At 71.1% G+C, this 17,296-nt stretch carries 12 protein-coding genes; 8 read left to right on the top strand and 4 right to left on the bottom strand.

Translation table 11 applies throughout. The features are described from left to right. The first annotated feature begins 85 nt into the window (after positions 1 to 85). Positions 86 to 3,376, top strand: coding sequence for a S8 family serine peptidase (locus AC1DV7_RS07060; RefSeq protein WP_477595973.1), 3,291 nt, complete (start codon positions 86 to 88; stop codon positions 3,374 to 3,376). Between the two features lie 103 nt (positions 3,377 to 3,479). Here the strand turns inward: AC1DV7_RS07060 and AC1DV7_RS07055 are convergent, their stop codons facing one another. Beyond that, entirely contained in the window at positions 3,480 to 3,836 is a 357-nt protein-coding gene (locus tag AC1DV7_RS07055; protein ID WP_477595971.1) for a hypothetical protein, read from the bottom strand. 23 nt (positions 3,837 to 3,859) lie between these two features. Here AC1DV7_RS07055 and mgrA point away from each other — a divergent pair, with 23 nt between their 5' ends. The 4 genes from mgrA (at position 3,860) to AC1DV7_RS07035 (ending at position 8,835) form a co-directional block, all read left to right on the top strand. Continuing rightward, positions 3,860 to 4,906 (top strand): L-glyceraldehyde 3-phosphate reductase, encoded by a 1,047-nt coding sequence (gene mgrA, locus AC1DV7_RS07050; RefSeq protein ID WP_477595969.1) that lies wholly within the window; start codon positions 3,860 to 3,862, stop codon positions 4,904 to 4,906. A gap of 179 nt (positions 4,907 to 5,085) precedes the next feature. Then, positions 5,086 to 6,285 carry a pyruvate dehydrogenase (acetyl-transferring) E1 component subunit alpha gene (gene pdhA, locus AC1DV7_RS07045; RefSeq protein ID WP_477595967.1) on the top strand — a complete coding sequence of 400 codons (1,200 nt, stop codon included), beginning with the start codon at positions 5,086 to 5,088 and terminating at the stop codon, positions 6,283 to 6,285. Beyond that, positions 6,285 to 7,259: an alpha-ketoacid dehydrogenase subunit beta gene (locus AC1DV7_RS07040; RefSeq protein WP_477595965.1), complete on the top strand. Its 975-nt coding sequence runs from the start codon at positions 6,285 to 6,287 to the stop codon at positions 7,257 to 7,259. Before pdhA ends, AC1DV7_RS07040 begins: the two co-directional genes overlap by 1 nt. Positions 7,260 to 7,275: 16 nt before the next feature. Further along, positions 7,276 to 8,835, top strand: coding sequence for a dihydrolipoamide acetyltransferase family protein (locus tag AC1DV7_RS07035; RefSeq protein WP_477595964.1), 1,560 nt, complete (start codon positions 7,276 to 7,278; stop codon positions 8,833 to 8,835). A gap of 85 nt (positions 8,836 to 8,920) precedes the next feature. Here the strand turns inward: AC1DV7_RS07035 and AC1DV7_RS07030 are convergent, their stop codons facing one another. The 3 genes from AC1DV7_RS07030 to AC1DV7_RS07020 form a co-directional block, all read right to left on the bottom strand. Beyond that, positions 8,921 to 10,672, bottom strand: coding sequence for an MDR family MFS transporter (locus tag AC1DV7_RS07030; protein ID WP_477595962.1), 1,752 nt, complete (start codon positions 10,670 to 10,672; stop codon positions 8,921 to 8,923). Between the two features lies 1 nt (position 10,673). Further along, positions 10,674 to 11,264 (bottom strand): MarR family winged helix-turn-helix transcriptional regulator, encoded by a 591-nt coding sequence (locus AC1DV7_RS07025; RefSeq protein ID WP_477595960.1) that lies wholly within the window; start codon positions 11,262 to 11,264, stop codon positions 10,674 to 10,676. Between the two features lie 93 nt (positions 11,265 to 11,357). Then, a complete protein-coding gene (locus AC1DV7_RS07020; protein WP_477595958.1) occupies positions 11,358 to 12,212 on the bottom strand; it encodes a maleylpyruvate isomerase family mycothiol-dependent enzyme in 855 nt (284 codons plus the stop codon). 27 nt (positions 12,213 to 12,239) lie between these two features. On the opposite strand from AC1DV7_RS07020, the gene AC1DV7_RS07015 reads away from it, so the two are divergent. The 3 genes from AC1DV7_RS07015 to AC1DV7_RS07005 are packed head-to-tail and all read left to right on the top strand — an operon-like array spanning position 12,240 to position 17,019. After that, entirely contained in the window at positions 12,240 to 14,372 is a 2,133-nt protein-coding gene (locus tag AC1DV7_RS07015) for a bifunctional copper resistance protein CopD/cytochrome c oxidase assembly protein (RefSeq protein ID WP_477595956.1), read from the top strand. A gap of 2 nt (positions 14,373 to 14,374) precedes the next feature. Further along, positions 14,375 to 15,175, top strand: a complete 801-nt coding sequence (locus AC1DV7_RS07010) for a carbon-nitrogen family hydrolase (RefSeq protein WP_477595955.1) — start codon at positions 14,375 to 14,377, stop codon at positions 15,173 to 15,175. Then, positions 15,172 to 17,019 carry an NHL domain-containing thioredoxin family protein gene (locus tag AC1DV7_RS07005; RefSeq protein ID WP_477595953.1) on the top strand — a complete coding sequence of 616 codons (1,848 nt, stop codon included), beginning with the start codon at positions 15,172 to 15,174 and terminating at the stop codon, positions 17,017 to 17,019. The genes AC1DV7_RS07010 and AC1DV7_RS07005 overlap by 4 nt, the downstream gene beginning before the upstream one ends. Positions 17,020 to 17,296 lie beyond the last annotated feature (277 nt).

The raw sequence follows: 17,296 nt of genomic DNA, 5'->3' as shown, positions 1-17,296 counted from the left end.
GGCAGGTGAGACTTTGCCGGTTGCCCGGGCACCCCGGGCACGCCCTGCGGCCGGAGGACCACAGGGATAGCGAGAGGACACCACCGTGACTCGACGCATCGCGCGCCGCGGACTCACGACGGTTGCCGGAATCGCTGCTGCAGGTCTGGTCGTCACCGCGACCGCACCCCTGGCAGGCGCCGCAACCGCAGACCCCACGAGCAAGGCAGGCAAGGCCCCCAGCGCCACAGCCGGGACGGGCAAGCCCAAGAAGGTCTCCCCCAAGGACAAGCTCGGCTCCCACGACCGCGAGCTGCTCGCCAAGGCCCGGGCCAAGGGCACCGAGCGCGTCACGCTCCTGCTGGCGACGACGAAGGGCCAGACGGCTTCGGTCGTCAAGGACCTCAAGGCCAACGGCGCCTGGATCAGCAAGGTCAGCGACCGGTTCGGCTACGTCAGCGCGAGCGTCCCGACCGACAAGGTCGACACGGTGTCCAAGGCCGCCGCGATCCTCGCCGTCGACCTCAACGAGTCCATCCAGCTCCCGCGCCCCGAGGCCGAGCCCGCCGGCAGCGCTGCTGCCGCCGCGGTGGCCGGCCCCGGCGCCGGCACCCCGAACGACAACCCGTTCATGCCCACCCGCGACATCGGGTCGATCGCCTTCAAGAACGCCAACCCCACGTGGGACGGCCGCGGCATCACCATCGGCGTCATCGACTCGGGCGTCGACCTCGACCACCCGGCGCTGCAGACCACGAGCACCGGCGAGCGCAAGATCGTCGACTGGGTCACCGCCACCCACCCGCTGCTCGACAGCGACGGCTCGTGGCGCGCCATGATCACCAGCGTCACGGGGCCGACCTTCACCGCCTCCGGTTCCACCTGGACGGCGCCCAGCGCCGGCACCTTCAAGTTCAACCGCGTCGCCGAGAACATCTCGCTCAACGACGAGGCCGGCGGTGACTTCAACCGCGACGGTGACACGACCGACCGCTGGGGCGTCCTCTACGACGAGACCAGCCACGACATCTGGGTCGACGCCAACCAGGACCTCACCTTCTCGGCAGGCGAGAAGATGCGGCCCTACAAGGAGAACTTCGACATCGGCCACTTCGGCGTCGACAACCCGGCGACCGCGATCGCCGAGTCGATGCCCTTCGTCGTCGAGTACCGCGAGGACGTCGACCTGGCGCCCGCGGGTCTGCCCGGCCAGAAGGCCGACTTCGTGAACATCGGCGTCGTCGAGGCAGCCCACGGGACGCACGTCTCGGGTATCGCAGCGGGCCACAGCCTCTTCGGCGGGGCCATGGACGGTCAGGCGCCCGGCGCCAAGATCGTCTCGAGCCGGGCCTGCTCGTGGGGCGGTGGCTGCACCGCGGTCGCGCTGACCGACGGCATGGTCGACCTCGTGGAGAAGCGCGGCGTCAACGTCGTCAACATGTCGATCGGTGGCCTCCCCGCCCTCAACGACGGCAACAACGCCCGGGCCACCCTCTACGACGCCCTCATCGACGGTGGCGTCCAGCTCGTCATCTCGGCGGGCAACAGCGGCCCCGGCATCAACACCATCGGCGACCCGTCCGTGGCGACCAAGGTCATCTCGGTGGCCTCGTCGGTCACCAAGGAGACGTGGCTGTCCAACTACGGGGCCGAGGTCAGCACCCCGCTGACGCTGCACAACTACTCCTCGCGCGGCCCGCGTGAGGACGGCGGCTTCAAGCCGAACGTCTCGGCCCCCGGCTCGGCCATCTCCTCGATCCCGACCTGGCAGCCCGGTGGACCGGTCCCCGAGGCCGGCTACACGCTGCCCCCGGGCTACGCGATGTTCAACGGCACGTCGATGGCCTCGCCGCAGACCGCCGGTGGCGTGGCGCTGCTGCTCTCGGCCGCCAAGGCCACGAACGTCTCGGTGACCCCGCGTCAGATCCGTGACTCGGTCTACACCTCGGCCGACTTCATCAAGGGTGTCGAGGCCATCGGCCAGGGCGCCGGCATGGTCGACGTCCCCGGGGCGTGGAGCCTGCTCAAGACCAAGCCCGTGGCCAACGACATCACCACCACGGCCCCGGTCTGCACGCCGCTGTCCGACTTCCTGGCCACCCCGGGTCAGGGCACGGGCGTCTACAACCGCTGCGACGCCGCCCACGGCGGTCAGGTGTCCGGCGAGAGCAAGACGTACATCGTCAAGGCCACCCGCACCAGCGGTGGCGCCGGACGGATCGCGCACAGCCTGCGACTCGTGGGCAATGACGGCACGTTCTCGCTGCCGACGACGAGCCGTCCGATGCCCAAGGGTGAGACGGTCGACGTCCCGGTCAAGGCACGTACCAGCACGCCCGGAGCCCACTCGGCGATCCTCGAGATCGACGACCCGGCGACCAACGTGGTGGACCAGCGCGTGCTGCTGACCGTGGTCCTCTCGCAGGACCTCGTCGCACCGTCGTTCTCGGTCAGCAAGACCGACTCGGTCGAGCGCAACCTCGTCAAGAAGCTGTTCGTCACCGTCCCGGAGGGCGCCAAGGCGCTGCAGGTGAACCTGTCGGGCGTCGGCGCCAGCAACCAGGTCCGCTGGATCGCCATCAACCCGTACGGCGTCCCGGTGGAGTCGACCTCGTCCCTGGTCTGCTTCACCAACTTCAGCGCCCCCAGCTGCAACAGCACCTCGCGTGCCTACGCGAACCCGCTGCCCGGCATCTGGGAGCTCGAGGTAGAGGCACGGCGCACGACGCCGAACCTGGTCAACCCGTTCACCATCGCGGCCGCGGCCCAGGGTGTCGTCGTCGACCCGGCGAGCCAGACGATCGCCTCGGCGACCACCGGCGTGCCGGCACCGGTCAGCTGGACCGTGACGAACGCCTTCGGCCAGGTCACGGCGACCCCCGCAGGCGGATCGCTCGGCAGCTCCAAGACGGGGCGTCCGACGATCGCGAACCACGAGGTGCAGGAGTACACCGTGACGGTCCCGGCGGGCGCGACGCGCTTCACCGCGACCATCGGCAAGACGTCCGACCCGGGCGCCGACCTCGACCTCTTCGTCCTGCGTGGCGGGGCGGTCGTGGCCCAGCAGGCCGACGGTGACTCCGAGGAGTCCGTGACCATCGCCAACCCGCCGGCCGGTGTCTACACCGTGCGGGTCGACGGGTACGCGGTCCCGGCGGGCACGACGGCGTACGACTACGTCGACCTCTTCGTCAGCCCGGCGCTCGGCTCGTTGACGGTCCCCGCGACCGCCTTCAGCCTCGCCCCGGGTGGGTCGACGGGTGTCACCGGCTCGGTCACCGCCAGCTCGGCGCCGGCTCCCGGTCGCCAGCTGTTCGGTGAGATGCGCGTCGTGTCGGAGCAGGGCGCAGTGCTCGGCACCGGCTTGGTGCTGGTCGGGGCGGTCACCGCCCCCTGATCTGCGAGCGTCCCACGAAAGAGGCGGGTATGCCGGGTGGTCACCACCCGGCATACCCGCCTCCTCGTGTGCGGCGAAGCCATGGGCGACCGGGCAGGGCGTCTCAGAGCACCTCGAGGACGCGGAACGGGGTGCCCTGCTGGCAGGTGGTGAGCACGTCGGGAGCCGGGACACCGCGCAGCGTGACCTGCCGGCCCGCGGTGAGCCCCCGGGTCTGGCCTATGAGCGTGTAGGTGCCGTCGTCCGTGGTGAGCACCACGCAGCCGGCCTCGACCCCGTCGGACACCGTGCCGCTCACCGTGATGGGAGGGGCGCCCGGCATGGGGGTCAGGGTGAGGTCCTCGACCGGCGTCGAGGTGGGGGTCGTGGAGCCGGATCCGCCGGGCACGGTCGAGCTGCTCCCGCACGCCGCCACGGCGAGCAGGAGGCCCACTACCAGCAGCGAACGCGCTGTCCTCATCGCTACATCCTAGGCTGGCTCCCATGGTCGACACCTGGCTCCCGCCCTACCTCGCCCGTCCTGACCGCTACGGCCCGATGCCCTACCGCAAGGTCGGCACCTCGGGCCTGCGGCTACCGGCGATCTCGCTCGGCATGTGGCACAACTTCGGCGACGACAAGCCCTTCGACGTCCAGCGTGCGATCCTGCGCCGCGCGTTCGACATCGGCATCACCCACTTCGACCTGGCCAACAACTACGGGCCCCCGTACGGCAGCGCCGAGGCGAACTTCGGCCGGCACTTCGCGGCGGACTTCGAGCCCTACCGCGACGAGCTGGTCATCAGCTCCAAGGCGGGCTGGGACATGTGGCCCGGGCCGTACGGCGACGGCGGATCGCGCAAGTACCTCGTCGCCAGCCTCGACCAGACCCTGCAGCGCACCGGGCTCGACTACGTCGACATCTTCTACAGCCACCGGCCCGACCCCGACACCCCGCTCGAGGAGACCATGGGGGCGCTCGCCTCGATCGTCCACCAGGGCAAGGCGCTGTATGCCGGCATCTCCAGCTACGGGCCTGAGCTCACCGAGCGGGCGCGCACGATCTTGGCGGACATGGGGGTTCCGCTGCTCATCCACCAGCCGAGCTACTCGATGGTGAACCGGTGGATCGAGGGTGGGTTGCTCGACGTCCTCGGCAGCGAGGGCATCGGCTGCATCGCCTTCAGCCCGCTGGCCCAGGGGATGCTCACCAACAAGTACCTCGCCGGCATCCCCGAGGGCTCGCGCGCCAGCCAGGGCAAGTCGCTGTCACCGGACCTGCTCACCGACGAGACGCTGGCCCACGTCCGCAAACTCAACGACATCGCCCAGGAGCGCGGTCAGTCGCTCGCGCAGATGGCCCTCGCCTGGGCGCTGCGCGACGAGCGGGTGACGTCGGTGCTCATCGGGGCGTCGTCGGTCGAGCAGCTCGAGGACTCCGCCGCCGCCGTGGCCAACCTGCGGTTCAGCGACGACGAGCTGGCCGAGATCGACCGTGACGCCGTCGAGGCCGGGATCGACCTGTGGCGCAGCCAGTCGCGGCTCACCTGACCCGCCGCGCGCCATACGACTTTGCTGGTGGCGAGCCCGGAAGAGTCCGGATTCTGAGATTTTCGGTCGTCCCGATATCTTGGCCCTGCAAGGCCAACCTGTGAGCGCCGCCACAAGCGCGCCCCACACCAGCCGCCACACGCCGGCGGAGACCCCGCCCGGGTGAAGAAGGAGTTCCAGTGAGCGACAACGCAGTCGCCGGCGCCACGAGCGTCGACCATGAGGACGAGGTGCTCGCCGAGCTGACCGCCCCGGTCCCCGAGGTCGGTGACGGCGGACCCGAGATGGTCCAGCTGCTCACGCCCGAGGGTCAGCGCGTCGAGAACACCGAGTACGACGAGTACGTCAAGGACCTGACCGACGAGGACCTGCGCGGCTTCTACCGCGACCTCGTCCTCATCCGCCGCGTCGACGCCGAGGCCACCGCGCTCCAGCGCCAGGGCGAGCTCGGCATCTGGGCCAGCCTGCTCGGCCAGGAGGCGGCGCAGGTCGGCTCCGGTCGCGCGATGCGTCCGCAGGACTACGCCTTCCCGACCTACCGCGAGCACGGCGTCGCCTGGTGCCGCGGGGTCAACCCGCTGAACCTGCTCGGCCTCTTCCGTGGCGTCAACCACGGCGGCTGGGACCCGAACGAGAAGAACTTCCACCTCTACACGATCGTCATCGGCGCGCAGACCCTCCACGCGACCGGCTACGCCATGGGCATCCAGCGCGACGGTGACGTCGGCACGGGTGACGACGAGCGCGACGCCGCCGTGATCGCCTACTTCGGTGACGGCGCCAGCGCCCAGGGCGACGTCAACGAGGCCTTCGTCTACGCCGCGGTCAACAACGCCCCGGTCGTGTTCTTCTGCCAGAACAACCAGTGGGCCATCTCCGAGCCCAACGAGCGCCAGACCCGCATCCCGCTCTACCAACGGGCCCGCGGCTTCGGCTTCCCCGGCGTGCGGGTCGATGGCAACGACGTGCTCGCGGTCTATGCCGTGGCCACCCAGGCGCTCAACGCCGCCCGCTCCGGCAACGGCCCGACCTTCATCGAGGCCTACACCTACCGGATGGGTGCGCACACCACCTCCGACGACCCCACCAAGTACCGCGTCTCCGCCGAGGTCGAGGTGTGGAAGCACCGCGACCCGATCGAGCGCCTGAAGTCCTACCTCGTGCACACCAAGAAGGCCGACCAGGCGTTCTTCGACGCGATCGACGCCGAGGCCGACGAGCTCGCCGGCCAGGTCCGCGAGGGCTGCCTGTCGATGCCCGACCCCACCCCCGACTCGATGTTCGACCACATCTACGTCGAGGAGCACCCGGTCGTCGAGGCCGAGCGCAAGGAGTTCGCGGCCTACCACGCCGGCTTCGCGCAGGAGGGTGGTCACTGATGGGCACCATGACGATCGCCAAGGGCATCAACAACGGCCTGCGCGCCGCCATGGAGCGCGACCCCAAGGTCGTCCTCATGGGTGAGGACATCGGCAAGCTCGGTGGCGTCTTCCGCGTCACCGACGGCCTCCAGAAGGACTTCGGCGAGGACCGCGTCATCGACACCCCGCTCGCCGAGGCAGGCATCGTCGGCACCGCGATCGGTATGGCGCTGCGCGGCTACCGCCCGGTCGTCGAGATCCAGTTCGACGGGTTCATCTACCCCGCGTTCGACCACATCGTCAGCCAGGTCGCCAAGATGCGGGCCCGCTCCCTCGGCAAGATCAAGCTGCCGATGGTCATCCGCATCCCCGTGGGTGGCGGCATCGGCGCGGTCGAGCACCACTCCGAGTCCAACGAGGCCTACTTCGCGCACACCGCGGGGCTCAAGGTCGTCTGCTGCTCCAACGCCGAGGACGCCTACTGGATGATCCAGCAGGCCATCGAGTCCGACGACCCGGTGCTGTTCTACGAGCCCAAGCGCCGCTACTGGGACAAGGGCGACGTCGACGAGTCCGCCGCGCCCCGAGAGCTGCTCAAGGCCCAGGTATGCCGTGAGGGCACCGACGCGACGCTCGTCGCCTACGGCCCCATGGTCAAGACCTGCCTGCAGGCGGCCGAGGCCGCCGCCGCCGAGGGCAAGAACCTCGAGGTCATCGACCTGCGCTCGCTGAGCCCGCTCGACCTCGACACGGTCGCCGCGTCGGTCGAGAAGACCGGCCGCACGGTCGTCGTGCACGAGGCGTCGACCTTCCTCGGCCTCGGCGCCGAGATCGCGGCAGCGCTGCAGCAGCGGTGCTTCTACCACCTCGAGGCCCCGGTGCTGCGGGTCGGCGGCTACAACCTGCCGTACCCGCCCAGCAAGCTCGAGGAAGAGTTCCTCCCCGACCTCGACCGCGTCCTCGACGCCGTCGACCGCTCGCTGGCCTTCTGAGAGGGGCGCGCAACCCATGGCAGTCAAAGAGTTCAAGCTCCCGGACCCCGGTGAGGGCCTGACCGAGGCCGAGATCGTCACCTGGAACGTCAAGGTCGGCGACACGGTCAAGGTCAACGACATCATCGTCGAGATCGAGACCGCGAAGTCGCTCGTCGAGCTGCCGGTGCCGTTCGCCGGCACCGTCACCGCGCTGCACGTCTCCGAGGGCGACACGGTCGAGGTCGGCACGCCGATCATCTCCGTCGACACCGCGGGCGGACCGGCGCAGGCTGGCGCGGCCCCCGTCCAGGACGCACCTGCGGCCGGCGCCGTCGAGCCCGGCATCGAGGGCTCTCCCGCCCCCAAGATGGCGGCCGCTGCGGCAGCCGCCTCCGAGGACGAGGAGATCGAGGAGGGCAAGATCGGCGGCACCACGTCGACCGGTCGCACGGCCGTCCTCGTCGGCTACGGCGTCAAGCAGACCGAGGCCAAGCGCCGTCCTCGCAAGGACGCGGGTGCGGCGGCGGGTGCGGTGGCCCCGGCCGTCCAGCGGCCCACGAGCGCCCGCGCCGAGCAGCCGGTGGGGACCCTGCCCACCGCTCCGGCGGCCCGTGAGGGTGGCGCGGCTGAGGGTGCCGCCGCCGAGGGTGGAGCCCGCGCACTGGCCAAGCCGCCCGTGCGCAAGCTCGCCAAGGACCTCGGCGTCGACCTCGCCCAGGTCGCGGGCTCCGGTGAGGGCGGCATCATCTCGCGCGCCGACGTCGAGGCGCACGCCTCGCGTGGCACCGAGGCCGGGCAGCCGACCACGGCGGCACCGGCGGCTGCGGCGGGCGCGAGCCCGGCGGCATACGTGGCACCGGTGTTCACCCGCGGCGGCGAGCGCGAGACGCGTATCCCGATCAAGGGCGTGCGCAAGATGACCGCGCAGGCGATGGTGGGCTCGGCGTTCACCGCTCCGCACGTCACCGAGTGGGTCACCATCGACGCGACGGCGACCATGGAGCTCGTCGAGCGACTGAAGAAGGATCGCGAGTTCAAGGACGTCAAGGTCACGCCCCTGCTGGTGCTGGCCAAGGCCATGACCGTCGCGATCCGCCGTCACCCCGAGATCAACGCGACGTGGGACGAGGCCGCCCAGGAGATCGTGGTCAAGAACTACGTCAACCTCGGCATCGCCGCAGCCACGCCCCGTGGCCTCATCGTCCCGAACATCAAGGACGCCGACCAGATGTCGATGCGCCAGCTGGCCGATGCCATCGGCGCGCTGACGGCGACCGCCCGCGAGGGACGCACCCAGCCGGCCGAGATGTCGGGCGGCACGATCACCATCACCAACGTGGGTGTGTTCGGCGTCGACACCGGCACCCCGATCATCAACCCCGGTGAGTCGGCGATCCTCGCGTTCGGCGCGATCCGGCGGCAGCCCTGGGTGGTCACGGCCGCCGACGGCACCGAGACGATCGAGCCGCGGTGGGTCACCCAGCTCGCGCTGTCGTTCGACCACCGACTGGTCGACGGCGAGCTCGGCAGCAAGTTCATCGCCGACGTGGGCGCGATCCTGGCCGACCCGGCCCGCGGACTCGTCTGGGGCTGACGCCGCACCACGCTGACACGCGAAAGCCGACAACGCGCCGGGAAGTCCCGGCGCGTTGTCGGCTTTCTGATGGCCTCTGTGGGCGTCAGACCGGTGGGGTGGCCGCTGCTGCCGCGTCGGCCCTGTCCGCGTCGGCCTGGTCGGCGCTGGCCTTGTCGGCGTCGGCCTTGTCCGCGTCGGCCTTGTCGGCAGCAGCCTTGTCGGCGGCCCGCTCGGAGTAGGCCGACCCGCCGCGCAGCTCGACGTGCGGCAGGAGCAGCATCACCAGGAAGCCGACCAGCATGACTCCGGCGCCCACGAGGAAGACCAGGTCCATGGAGTCGGAGAAGCCCTGCAGGAACGGCTTCGCCAGTCGCGGGTCGAGGTCGTTCAGGAACGAGCTGTCCTTGAGGACGCCGCCGGCCGTCCCGCCGGCCTGGCCCGCGGCGGACTGCAGCCCCTTGGCGAACTCGGCGTTCGCCGGGTCGGCCATGGCGGCCTGGAAGTCCTTGGTGCCGGCCGAGGCCTTGAGCGCCGACTGGATCTTGTCGGGCACTGTCGAGAACAGGATCGACAGGAAGACCGCGGTGCCGAGCGTGCCGCCGATCTGCCGGGTGAAGGTCGCCGAGGAGGTGGCGACGCCGATCAACCGGGGCGAGACGGCGTTCTGCACGGCCAGGGTCAGTGGCTGGAAGTTGAAGCCGAGCCCGAGCCCGAAGGCGACCATCACGATGCTGGTCTGCCACAGCGGGGTGTCGGCCTTGATGAAGTGGAAGACGAACAGCGCGATGGCGAGCAGGGCCGACCCGATGATCGGGAACCGGCGGTAGCGCCCGGTCCGGCTGATGATCTGGCCGGAGATGATCGAGCCGGCCATGATGCCGAGGGTCAGGGGCAGCAGGAGCAGCCCCGCCTTGGTCGGCGACGCACCCTTGACGATCTGCAGGTAGAGCGGCAACGACGCCAGGCCACCGAACATCGCCATGCCGATGAGCACCGAGGCGCCGGACGCAACCGCCACCGTCCGCTCCTGGAACAGCGTGAGCGGCAGCAGCGCCTCGTCCTTCATCGCCCGCTCCACGAGCAGGAACGCGATGACCCCGACGATGCCGACGACGAAGCACGCGATCGAGCGACCGGATCCCCAGCCCCAGTCGCGGCCCTGCTCGGCGACGAGCAGCAGCGGCACGAGGCCGAGGGTCAGCGTGGCGGCACCCCACCAGTCGATGCGGTGGTCGAGCCGGGTGTGGTGCAGGTGCAGCGTGCGCGATACCACGAGCAGGGCGGCGATGCCGATCGGCACGTTGACGAGGAACACCCAGCGCCAGCCGTCGACCCCGAGGATCTGGGACTGACCGGCGAAGAAGCCGCCGATGACCGGTCCGAGCACGCTCGAGGTGCCGAAGACCGCGAGGAAGTAGCCCTGGTACTTGGCGCGCTCCCGCGGCGGCACGATGTCACCGATGATGGCCAGCGCGAGCGAGAAGAGCCCGCCGGCGCCGAGGCCCTGGACCGCGCGATAGAACGCGAGCTGGAACATCGTCTGCGACAGGGTGCACAGGACCGAACCGATGACGAAGATCGTGATCGCGGCCGAGAAGAACCTCTTGCGGCCGTAGATGTCGGACAGCTTGCCGTAGAGCGGCGTCACGATGGTCGAGGTGATGAGGTAGGCCGTGGTCGCCCAGGCCTGCTCGTCGAGCCCCTTGAGGTCGTCGGCGATCGTCCGGATCGCGGTGGCCACGATCGTCTGGTCGAGGGCAGCGAGGAACATGCCCATCATCAGCCCGACGAGGATCGTGACGATCTGGCGGTGGGTCAGGGGCCCGTCGGGACGGGCGGGGGCGGCAGCTGCCATGTCAGTTCTCCGTGCTGTGCGAGTGGGGGGACGTGTTGGTGGGTGACGTGCTGGTGGGGGACGTGCTGGTGGTGGGTGCGTCGGGGCGGCTTCGGCCGGTGGCCTGCTCGCGCACCTCGAGGAGGGTGGCGCCGAAGCGCTCGAGGTGGGCGGCGAAGTCCGCGGCGTCGTCGTGGTCCCAGTCGGCGAGCAGGGTGGCGAACCACTCGTTGCGCGTGTGCTGGATCCGCGCGACCAGCGCCTCGCCCTCGGTGCTCAGCCGGACGACCTGCGCGCGCCCGTCCTCGGGGTCGCTGACCTTCTCGAGCAGCCCGTGGGCTGCCAGCGTCGACACCTGGCGGCTGACCGTCGAGACGTCGGAGTGGACCAGCTCGGCGAGGTTCGACACCCGCTGCGGCTCCGCGGCGAGCGTGAACAGCACCGGGTAGGCGGCCGTGTCGACGGCGGGGTGCTGTCGCGGCGCGTGCTGGCGCAGGGCCTGCATGAGCTTCATGACGCGGATCAACCCGAGGCTGACGCGTTCGGCGGTGGCCCGGTCCAACGAGGAACCGGGGCCATCGGCACCGCGCGACCCGGGAGGTGAGGTGGACATGGCTGGACCTTCGGACGAAAGATTGCTTGCGGCATACAAGTATCACGAGATGGTTGTGATGTGCAAGCAATGCGGCTCGTGGCCGCGCCCCGCCTAGGGGACGAACGGCAGGTGCTCGAGGACCCGGCGGGCGACGTCCTCGTCCCCGTGGACCGTGAAGTGGATGTCGTCGACCCCGCCGCGGCCTGCGGCCCGTCGGGTGAGGGCGTCGGTCGACAGCGTGATCGTGGTGAAGACGTCGTGCGGGTCACCGTCGTGCGCGACCCCGGAGAACAGGGGTATGCCGCGTGCCTTGCCCTCGGTGCCCTCGTCGACCCACACACCGGCGCGCCCCAGGATCGGGCCGGTGACGTCGATGATGACGACGTTCCCGGGCGGGATGGCAGCCTCGCGTGCGACGAGCCGGGGCAGAGCCGCGAACAGCAGGTCCATGAACACCGCCGCGCCCCCCGAGTCGAGGTCGCCGGGGCGACCCAGGGCCTGGCGGATGTCCTGCTCGTGGGTCCAGATGTCGAGGATGCGGGTGCGCAGGTTGTCGCCCGCGGGTGCCGGCCCCCACGCGCCCCGCACCACGGTGTCGAGAGTCATGTCGGGTGCGCTGAACTGCTTGACCCGTTGTGCCGCAAGGGTTTCCAGCTCGTCGACGATCGCGCTGGCCCTGAGCGGGCGCCGGATCTCGACCGAACGCTCGATGAACCGGCCGGCCTCGTGGCGCAGGTGGTCGTAGTCCGGGACGTCGACCTGGGGGACGTCCCCGGTGTGCAGCCACGACTCGAGCCCGACGACGTGCGAGATCTGGTCCTTGACGGTCCACCCCGGGCAGGCAGTGGGCTTGGCGAAGTCCTCCTGCGTGCAGGACCGGCCCAGGTCGACCACCGCCTGGGTCGTCTGCTGATAGGCCGCAACGAGCCCAGCGAGGTCGTCGGGTGCTGCCGGGTGCAGGGGCATGACCCCACCCTACTTAGGCTGGTCCGCATGAGCGTCCCTGCAGCGGTCCCGGCCCGGCCCCCGGCAGCTGCCCTCGTGCTGGCTGCCGCGGTCGCGCTGCCCCTCGCGGCAGCCGTGGGGCAGGCTGCGGCGGCACCGGTGGTTGCCGACCCCGGCACGGTCGCCCGGTGGGGCGTCCTCTATGCCCGGGTCGTGCACGACCTCGCGGCGGCAACGACCATCGGGCTGCTCGTCCAGGCGGCCTTCCTCATGCCCGAGACCACCCGTACCCACCGGCGGGTCGACGCCACTCGCCTGGCGGCCGTCGCGGCGGCGGTCTGGGCGCTCGCCGGGGTCGTCACCGCGGTGTTCTCCCTGGCCGTCCTGTCGGGAGTGCCGCTGAGCGACCCGTCGTTCACCCAGCAGTTCATGACCTTCGCGTTCGAGCTCGAGTCGATCCGGGTCGTCCTGCTGACCGCGATCGCCGCCGCCCTGGTGAGTGCAGGCGCGGCCGTCGCCCGCACGCGCACCGGCATGGCCTGGCTTGCCGCCATCGCCGTCGTCGGCTTGCTCCCGCTCGCCCTCGCCGGTCACGCCGCCGGCGCCGAGGACCACGGCACGGCGGTCAACGCCCTGGCCGTCCACCTGGTCGGCGTCACCGTCTGGGTCGGGGGCCTGGTTGCTCTCGCCGTCATGCGTCCCACGCTGGGTCGCGACCTCGCGCCCACGGTCGAGCGCTTCTCGGTGCTCGCCGGCTGGTGCTTCGCGGCCGTGGCGCTGTCGGGGGTGCAGAGCGCCTTCATCCGCGTGAACGGGTGGTCCGACCTCGGATCCCGCTATGGCCTGCTCCTGGTGGTCAAGACCGTGGCCCTCCTGCTCCTGGGGTATGCCGGGTGGCGCCACCGCCGCTCCCTCCTGCCCGCGTTGCGTGCCCCGAGAAGTGCGACCGGCGCGGCCTCGGCTGGTTCCACGGGTTCCGTCGGCTCCGCGGGTTCCGCGGGTTCCGCGGGCTCCGTGGGCTCCGCGACGGCGGCGTTCGTGCGGCTGGTCGTCGCCGAGCTCGTCGTCATGGGCATCGCCGTGGGCGTGGCAGTCGCGCTGTCGCGCAGCGCGCCACCCGTGCCCGACGAAGCCCTCCAGGACGCCTCGCCCGCGTTCTCGCTCACCGGCTACCCGGCCCCGCCACGCCTCGAGGCCTCGTCCTGGCTGACGACCTGGCGCACCGACTGGCTCTGGCTGGGGCTCGCGCTCCTGGCCGTGGGGCTGTACCTCGCCGCCTGGCTCCGGCTGCGCCGCCGGGGCGACGCCTGGCCCGCCCACCGCCTCGTCCTCTGGGTCCTCGGCTGGGCCGTGTTCGTCTACGCGACGTGCGGGGCGCCCGGCGTCTACGGGGCGGTGCTCTTCTCGACCCACATGCTCATGCACATGGCCGTGGCCATGCTCGTGCCGCTGCTGCTCGTGCCGGCCGCGCCGATCCTGCTGGCGCTGCGCGCCCTCCAGCCCCGACCTGACAAGACGTGGGGCCCTCGTGAGCTGGTGCTGCAGGTCGTCCACTCGCGAGCGCTTCGCGTGCTGTCCAACCCGGTCGTGGCCGCGGCGCTGTTCTTCTTCAGCCTGGCGATCTTCTACTACTCGCCGCTGTTCGAGCTGGCGCTGCGAACCCACACCGGGCACGTCCTGATGATGCTGCACTTCCTCACGACGGGGTACCTGTTCGTGTGGGTGCTCATCGGCATCGACCCGGGACCGAAGAAGTGGCCGCCGCTCATGTTGCTCGTGGTGCTGTTCGCGACCATGTCGTTCCACGCCTTCTTCGGGGTGGTCATGACCGGGTCGACGACGTTGCTGGCCCCCGAGTTCTTCGAGGCCGTCAAGCTGCCCTGGATGACCGACCCGCTCGGCGACCAGCACGAGGCGGGCGCGATCGCCTGGGGAATCGGTGAGGCGCCGACGGTGGCCCTGACGCTGCTCGTCGCCATCGCCTGGGTGCGCTCGGACCGCGCCGAAACCAGGCGCAAGGACCGGCAGGCCGACCGCGACGGGGATGCGGAGCTGGCCGCCTACAACGCACACTTGCAGGACCTCAAGAAGCGCCACGAGCAGCGAACCGGACCGCACGCCGGCCCCCGAGCAGATCGCGCCACCGCCGACGATCCCACCGACGACCCAGGCAGGAGCTGAGCATGCGAGTTGCAGTCGTGCAGGTCGCCTACGGCGACGAGGAGCCGCTGGACGAGCGGGTCGAGCGCGTCGCCGCGCTGGTCCGCGCCCAGGCCGGGCACGACCTCGTCGTGCTGCCCGAGCTGTGGGGGCCCGGCGGTTTCTCGTACCGCGAGTGGGGGGAGCGCGCCCAGCCCGTCGACGGGCCCATCGGCACCGCGATGTCGGCCGCTGCCCGCGACGCCGGGGTCATGCTCCACGCGGGCTCGATCGTCGAGCGCCCCACCACGGGTGAGGTCGGCACCGACGGTCGCGGCCTCTGGAACACCTCGCTCGTCTACGGTCCGGACGGGAGCCTGCTCACGACATACCGCAAGATCCACCGGTTCGGCTTCGGGGCGGGCGAACCCACGCTCATGGATCCCGGCGAGGACGTCGTCCTCGTCGACCTGCCGGGCGGGGGCGGGTCGGCCGGCCTGTCGACCTGCTACGACCTGCGCTTCCCCGAGCTCTACCGTCGACAGCTCGATGCCGGAGCGGTGGCCTTCGTGGTGCCGGCGGCCTGGCCGGCGGCGCGCGTGCGTCACTGGACCCTGCTCGCGCACGCCCGCGCCATCGAGAACCAGTGCGTCGTGATCGCCTGCAACACGGCCGGCACCCACGCCGGCACCGAGATGGGCGGCCACTCCCAAGTCATCGACGCCAAGGGTGAGGCGCTCGCCATGGCCGGGACCGCCGAGGCCGTGCTCAGCGTCGAGGTCGACCTCGACGCGGTGACGGCCTGGCGCGAGCAGTTCCCCGTGCTGCGGGACCGTCGGCTGTGACGGCTTCGCTGCGGGCGGCCGCCCGGTTGCGCGCGCCAGAGCTCGTGGGGCGCGGCTGGCTGAACACCGGAGGGACGCCGTTGTCCCTCGTCGACCTGCGCGGCCGGATCGTGGTCCTCGACTTCTGGACCTTCTGCTGCGTCAACTGCCTGCACGTCCTCGACGAGCTGCGCCCCCTCGAGCAGGAGTACGCGGACTCCCTCGTGCTCATCGGGGTGCACTCGCCCAAGTTCGAGCACGAGGCCGACCCCGACGCCCTCGCCGCGGCCGTCGAACGGTACGCCGTGCACCACCCCGTCCTCGACGACCCCGAGCTCGCGACGTGGCAGGCCTACACCGCGCGCGCCTGGCCGACCCTCGTCGTGATCGACCCCGAGGGCTACATCGCGGCCTCGATGTCGGGGGAGGGCCACGCCCACGGGCTGTCGGTGCTCGTCGAGGAACTGGTCGAGGAGCACCGCGCCAAGGGAACCCTGCGCCAGGGCGACTCGCCGTACGTCGTGCCGACACCCGAGCAGACCGCCCTGCGGTTCCCGGGCAAGGCCGCGACCCTGCCCGACGGCTCGTTCCTCGTGTCGGACACCACCCACCACGAGGTCGTGTGGCTGGAGCCCGACCTGGCGACCGAGCGGCGCCGGTTCGGTGGTGCGGGTGCCCTCAACGAACCGCAGGGCGTGCTGGTGCTGCCCCCTGAGACCGCGCAGCGGGTGGGCTATGACGTGGTCGTGGCCGACTCCGTCCACCACCAGGTGAAGGGCCTGCGCCTGGCCGACGGGTCCTGGACGGTCCTGGCCGGCACCGGGCGTCAGCTGCGCGAACGCTCGGGCAGCGGTCCGGCCCTCAAGCAGGACCTGTCGACCCCGTGGGACGTCGCGTGGTTCATCGACCGGGTGGTCGTGGCGATGGCGGGCGTCCACCAGCTCTGGGCCCTGCACCTGGCGACCGACCCTGCCGACAACACGGTGGCCGTCCTGGCCGGGACCTCCGCCGAGGGTGTGCGCGACGGCGCAGCCGACGAGGCGTGGTTTGCGCAGCCCTCCGGGTTGGCGGTGTCGCCCGACGGGTCGCGGCTGTGGGTTGCCGACTCCGAGACGTCCGCGCTGCGTTCGCTCGACCTCACCGACGACGGCTTCGTGGTGCGCACGCACGTGGGGCAGGGACTGTTCGACTTCGGCCACCGTGACGGCGCAGCCGACCAGGCGCTGCTCCAGCACCCGCTGGGCGTCACGGTCCTGCCCGACGGCTCCGTGGCCATCAGCGACACCTACAACGGCGCCATCCGCCGGTTCGACCCGGTCGCGCTCGAGGTGACCACCTTGGCCAGCGGACTGCGCGAGCCGTCGGACGCCGTCGTCGAGCCGGACGACGATGGCCGCGCTCGGCTGGTCGTCGTCGAGTCCGCGGCGCACGAGCTCGTGCGGATCCCCTTGCCGGACAAGGCCCAGCGCGTCGACGGACTGGCCCACCGGACGCAGCGGCCCCGCACCGAGATCGCCCCGGGTGCGGTGACCCTGACCGTGAGCTTCACGCCCCCGACCGGCCAGAAGCTCGACCACCGCTGGGGGGACCCGACCAGGCTCATGGTCTCGGCGACGCCCGAGGGCTTGCTGCGCAGCGGCAGCGGCAGCGCGACCGGCCTCACCCGGCAGCTCGACCTCGACCCGAGCGTGGTCGACGGCGTCCTGCACGTGTCGGTGCAGGCGGCCTCGTGTGACGGTGACCCGGAGACCGGCGAGGTGCCCGAGCACGCTGCCTGCCACCTGTACCAACAGGACTGGGGCATTCCGGTCGTCCTCACCCAGGGCGCCACGAGTCGCCTCACCCTCGACCTGCGCGGCGTGTAGGAACCCCCTCCGGTGCCGAGGGGCGCCGCGAAGCACCTCACCCCCTCGACCCGGGCGCAGTTCAGCGCCGAGCCGCGCCCTGCCTTTGACCTGCGCGCTGTCCAGCCGCGGCATGTCTAGGTCCGCCGGGTGTAGGTGACGGTCTTGCGTCCGCCGGGGTCGGTTTCGATGTGGTGGGTGTACGCGGGGTCGTGGATGCGGCGGTGGTGGTGTCCGCACAGGGGGATGGCGTGGGCGAGGTCGGTGGTTCCTCCGCGACTCCAGGGGTCCTGGTGGT

Source organism: Pedococcus sp. P2_E4, from assembly GCF_056403935.1.
This window is presented reverse-complemented; position numbering and strand designations above follow the sequence as displayed.

What these genes read in the sequence shown, in the direction of transcription:
- AC1DV7_RS07055 (WP_477595971.1), bottom strand. Translation starts at nt 3,836, where the DNA reads ATGAGGACAGCGCGTTCGCTGCTGGTAGTGGGCCTCCTGCTCGCCGTG.
- mgrA (WP_477595969.1), top strand. Translation starts at nt 3,860, where the DNA reads ATGGTCGACACCTGGCTCCCGCCCTACCTCGCCCGTCCTGACCGCTAC.
- AC1DV7_RS07040 (WP_477595965.1), top strand. Translation starts at nt 6,285, where the DNA reads ATGGGCACCATGACGATCGCCAAGGGCATCAACAACGGCCTGCGCGCC.
- AC1DV7_RS07035 (WP_477595964.1), top strand. Translation starts at nt 7,276, where the DNA reads ATGGCAGTCAAAGAGTTCAAGCTCCCGGACCCCGGTGAGGGCCTGACC.
- AC1DV7_RS07030 (WP_477595962.1), bottom strand. Translation starts at nt 10,672, where the DNA reads ATGGCAGCTGCCGCCCCCGCCCGTCCCGACGGGCCCCTGACCCACCGC.
- AC1DV7_RS07025 (WP_477595960.1), bottom strand. Translation starts at nt 11,264, where the DNA reads ATGTCCACCTCACCTCCCGGGTCGCGCGGTGCCGATGGCCCCGGTTCC.
- AC1DV7_RS07020 (WP_477595958.1), bottom strand. Translation starts at nt 12,212, where the DNA reads ATGCCCCTGCACCCGGCAGCACCCGACGACCTCGCTGGGCTCGTTGCG.
- AC1DV7_RS07015 (WP_477595956.1), top strand. Translation starts at nt 12,240, where the DNA reads ATGAGCGTCCCTGCAGCGGTCCCGGCCCGGCCCCCGGCAGCTGCCCTC.
- AC1DV7_RS07010 (WP_477595955.1), top strand. Translation starts at nt 14,375, where the DNA reads ATGCGAGTTGCAGTCGTGCAGGTCGCCTACGGCGACGAGGAGCCGCTG.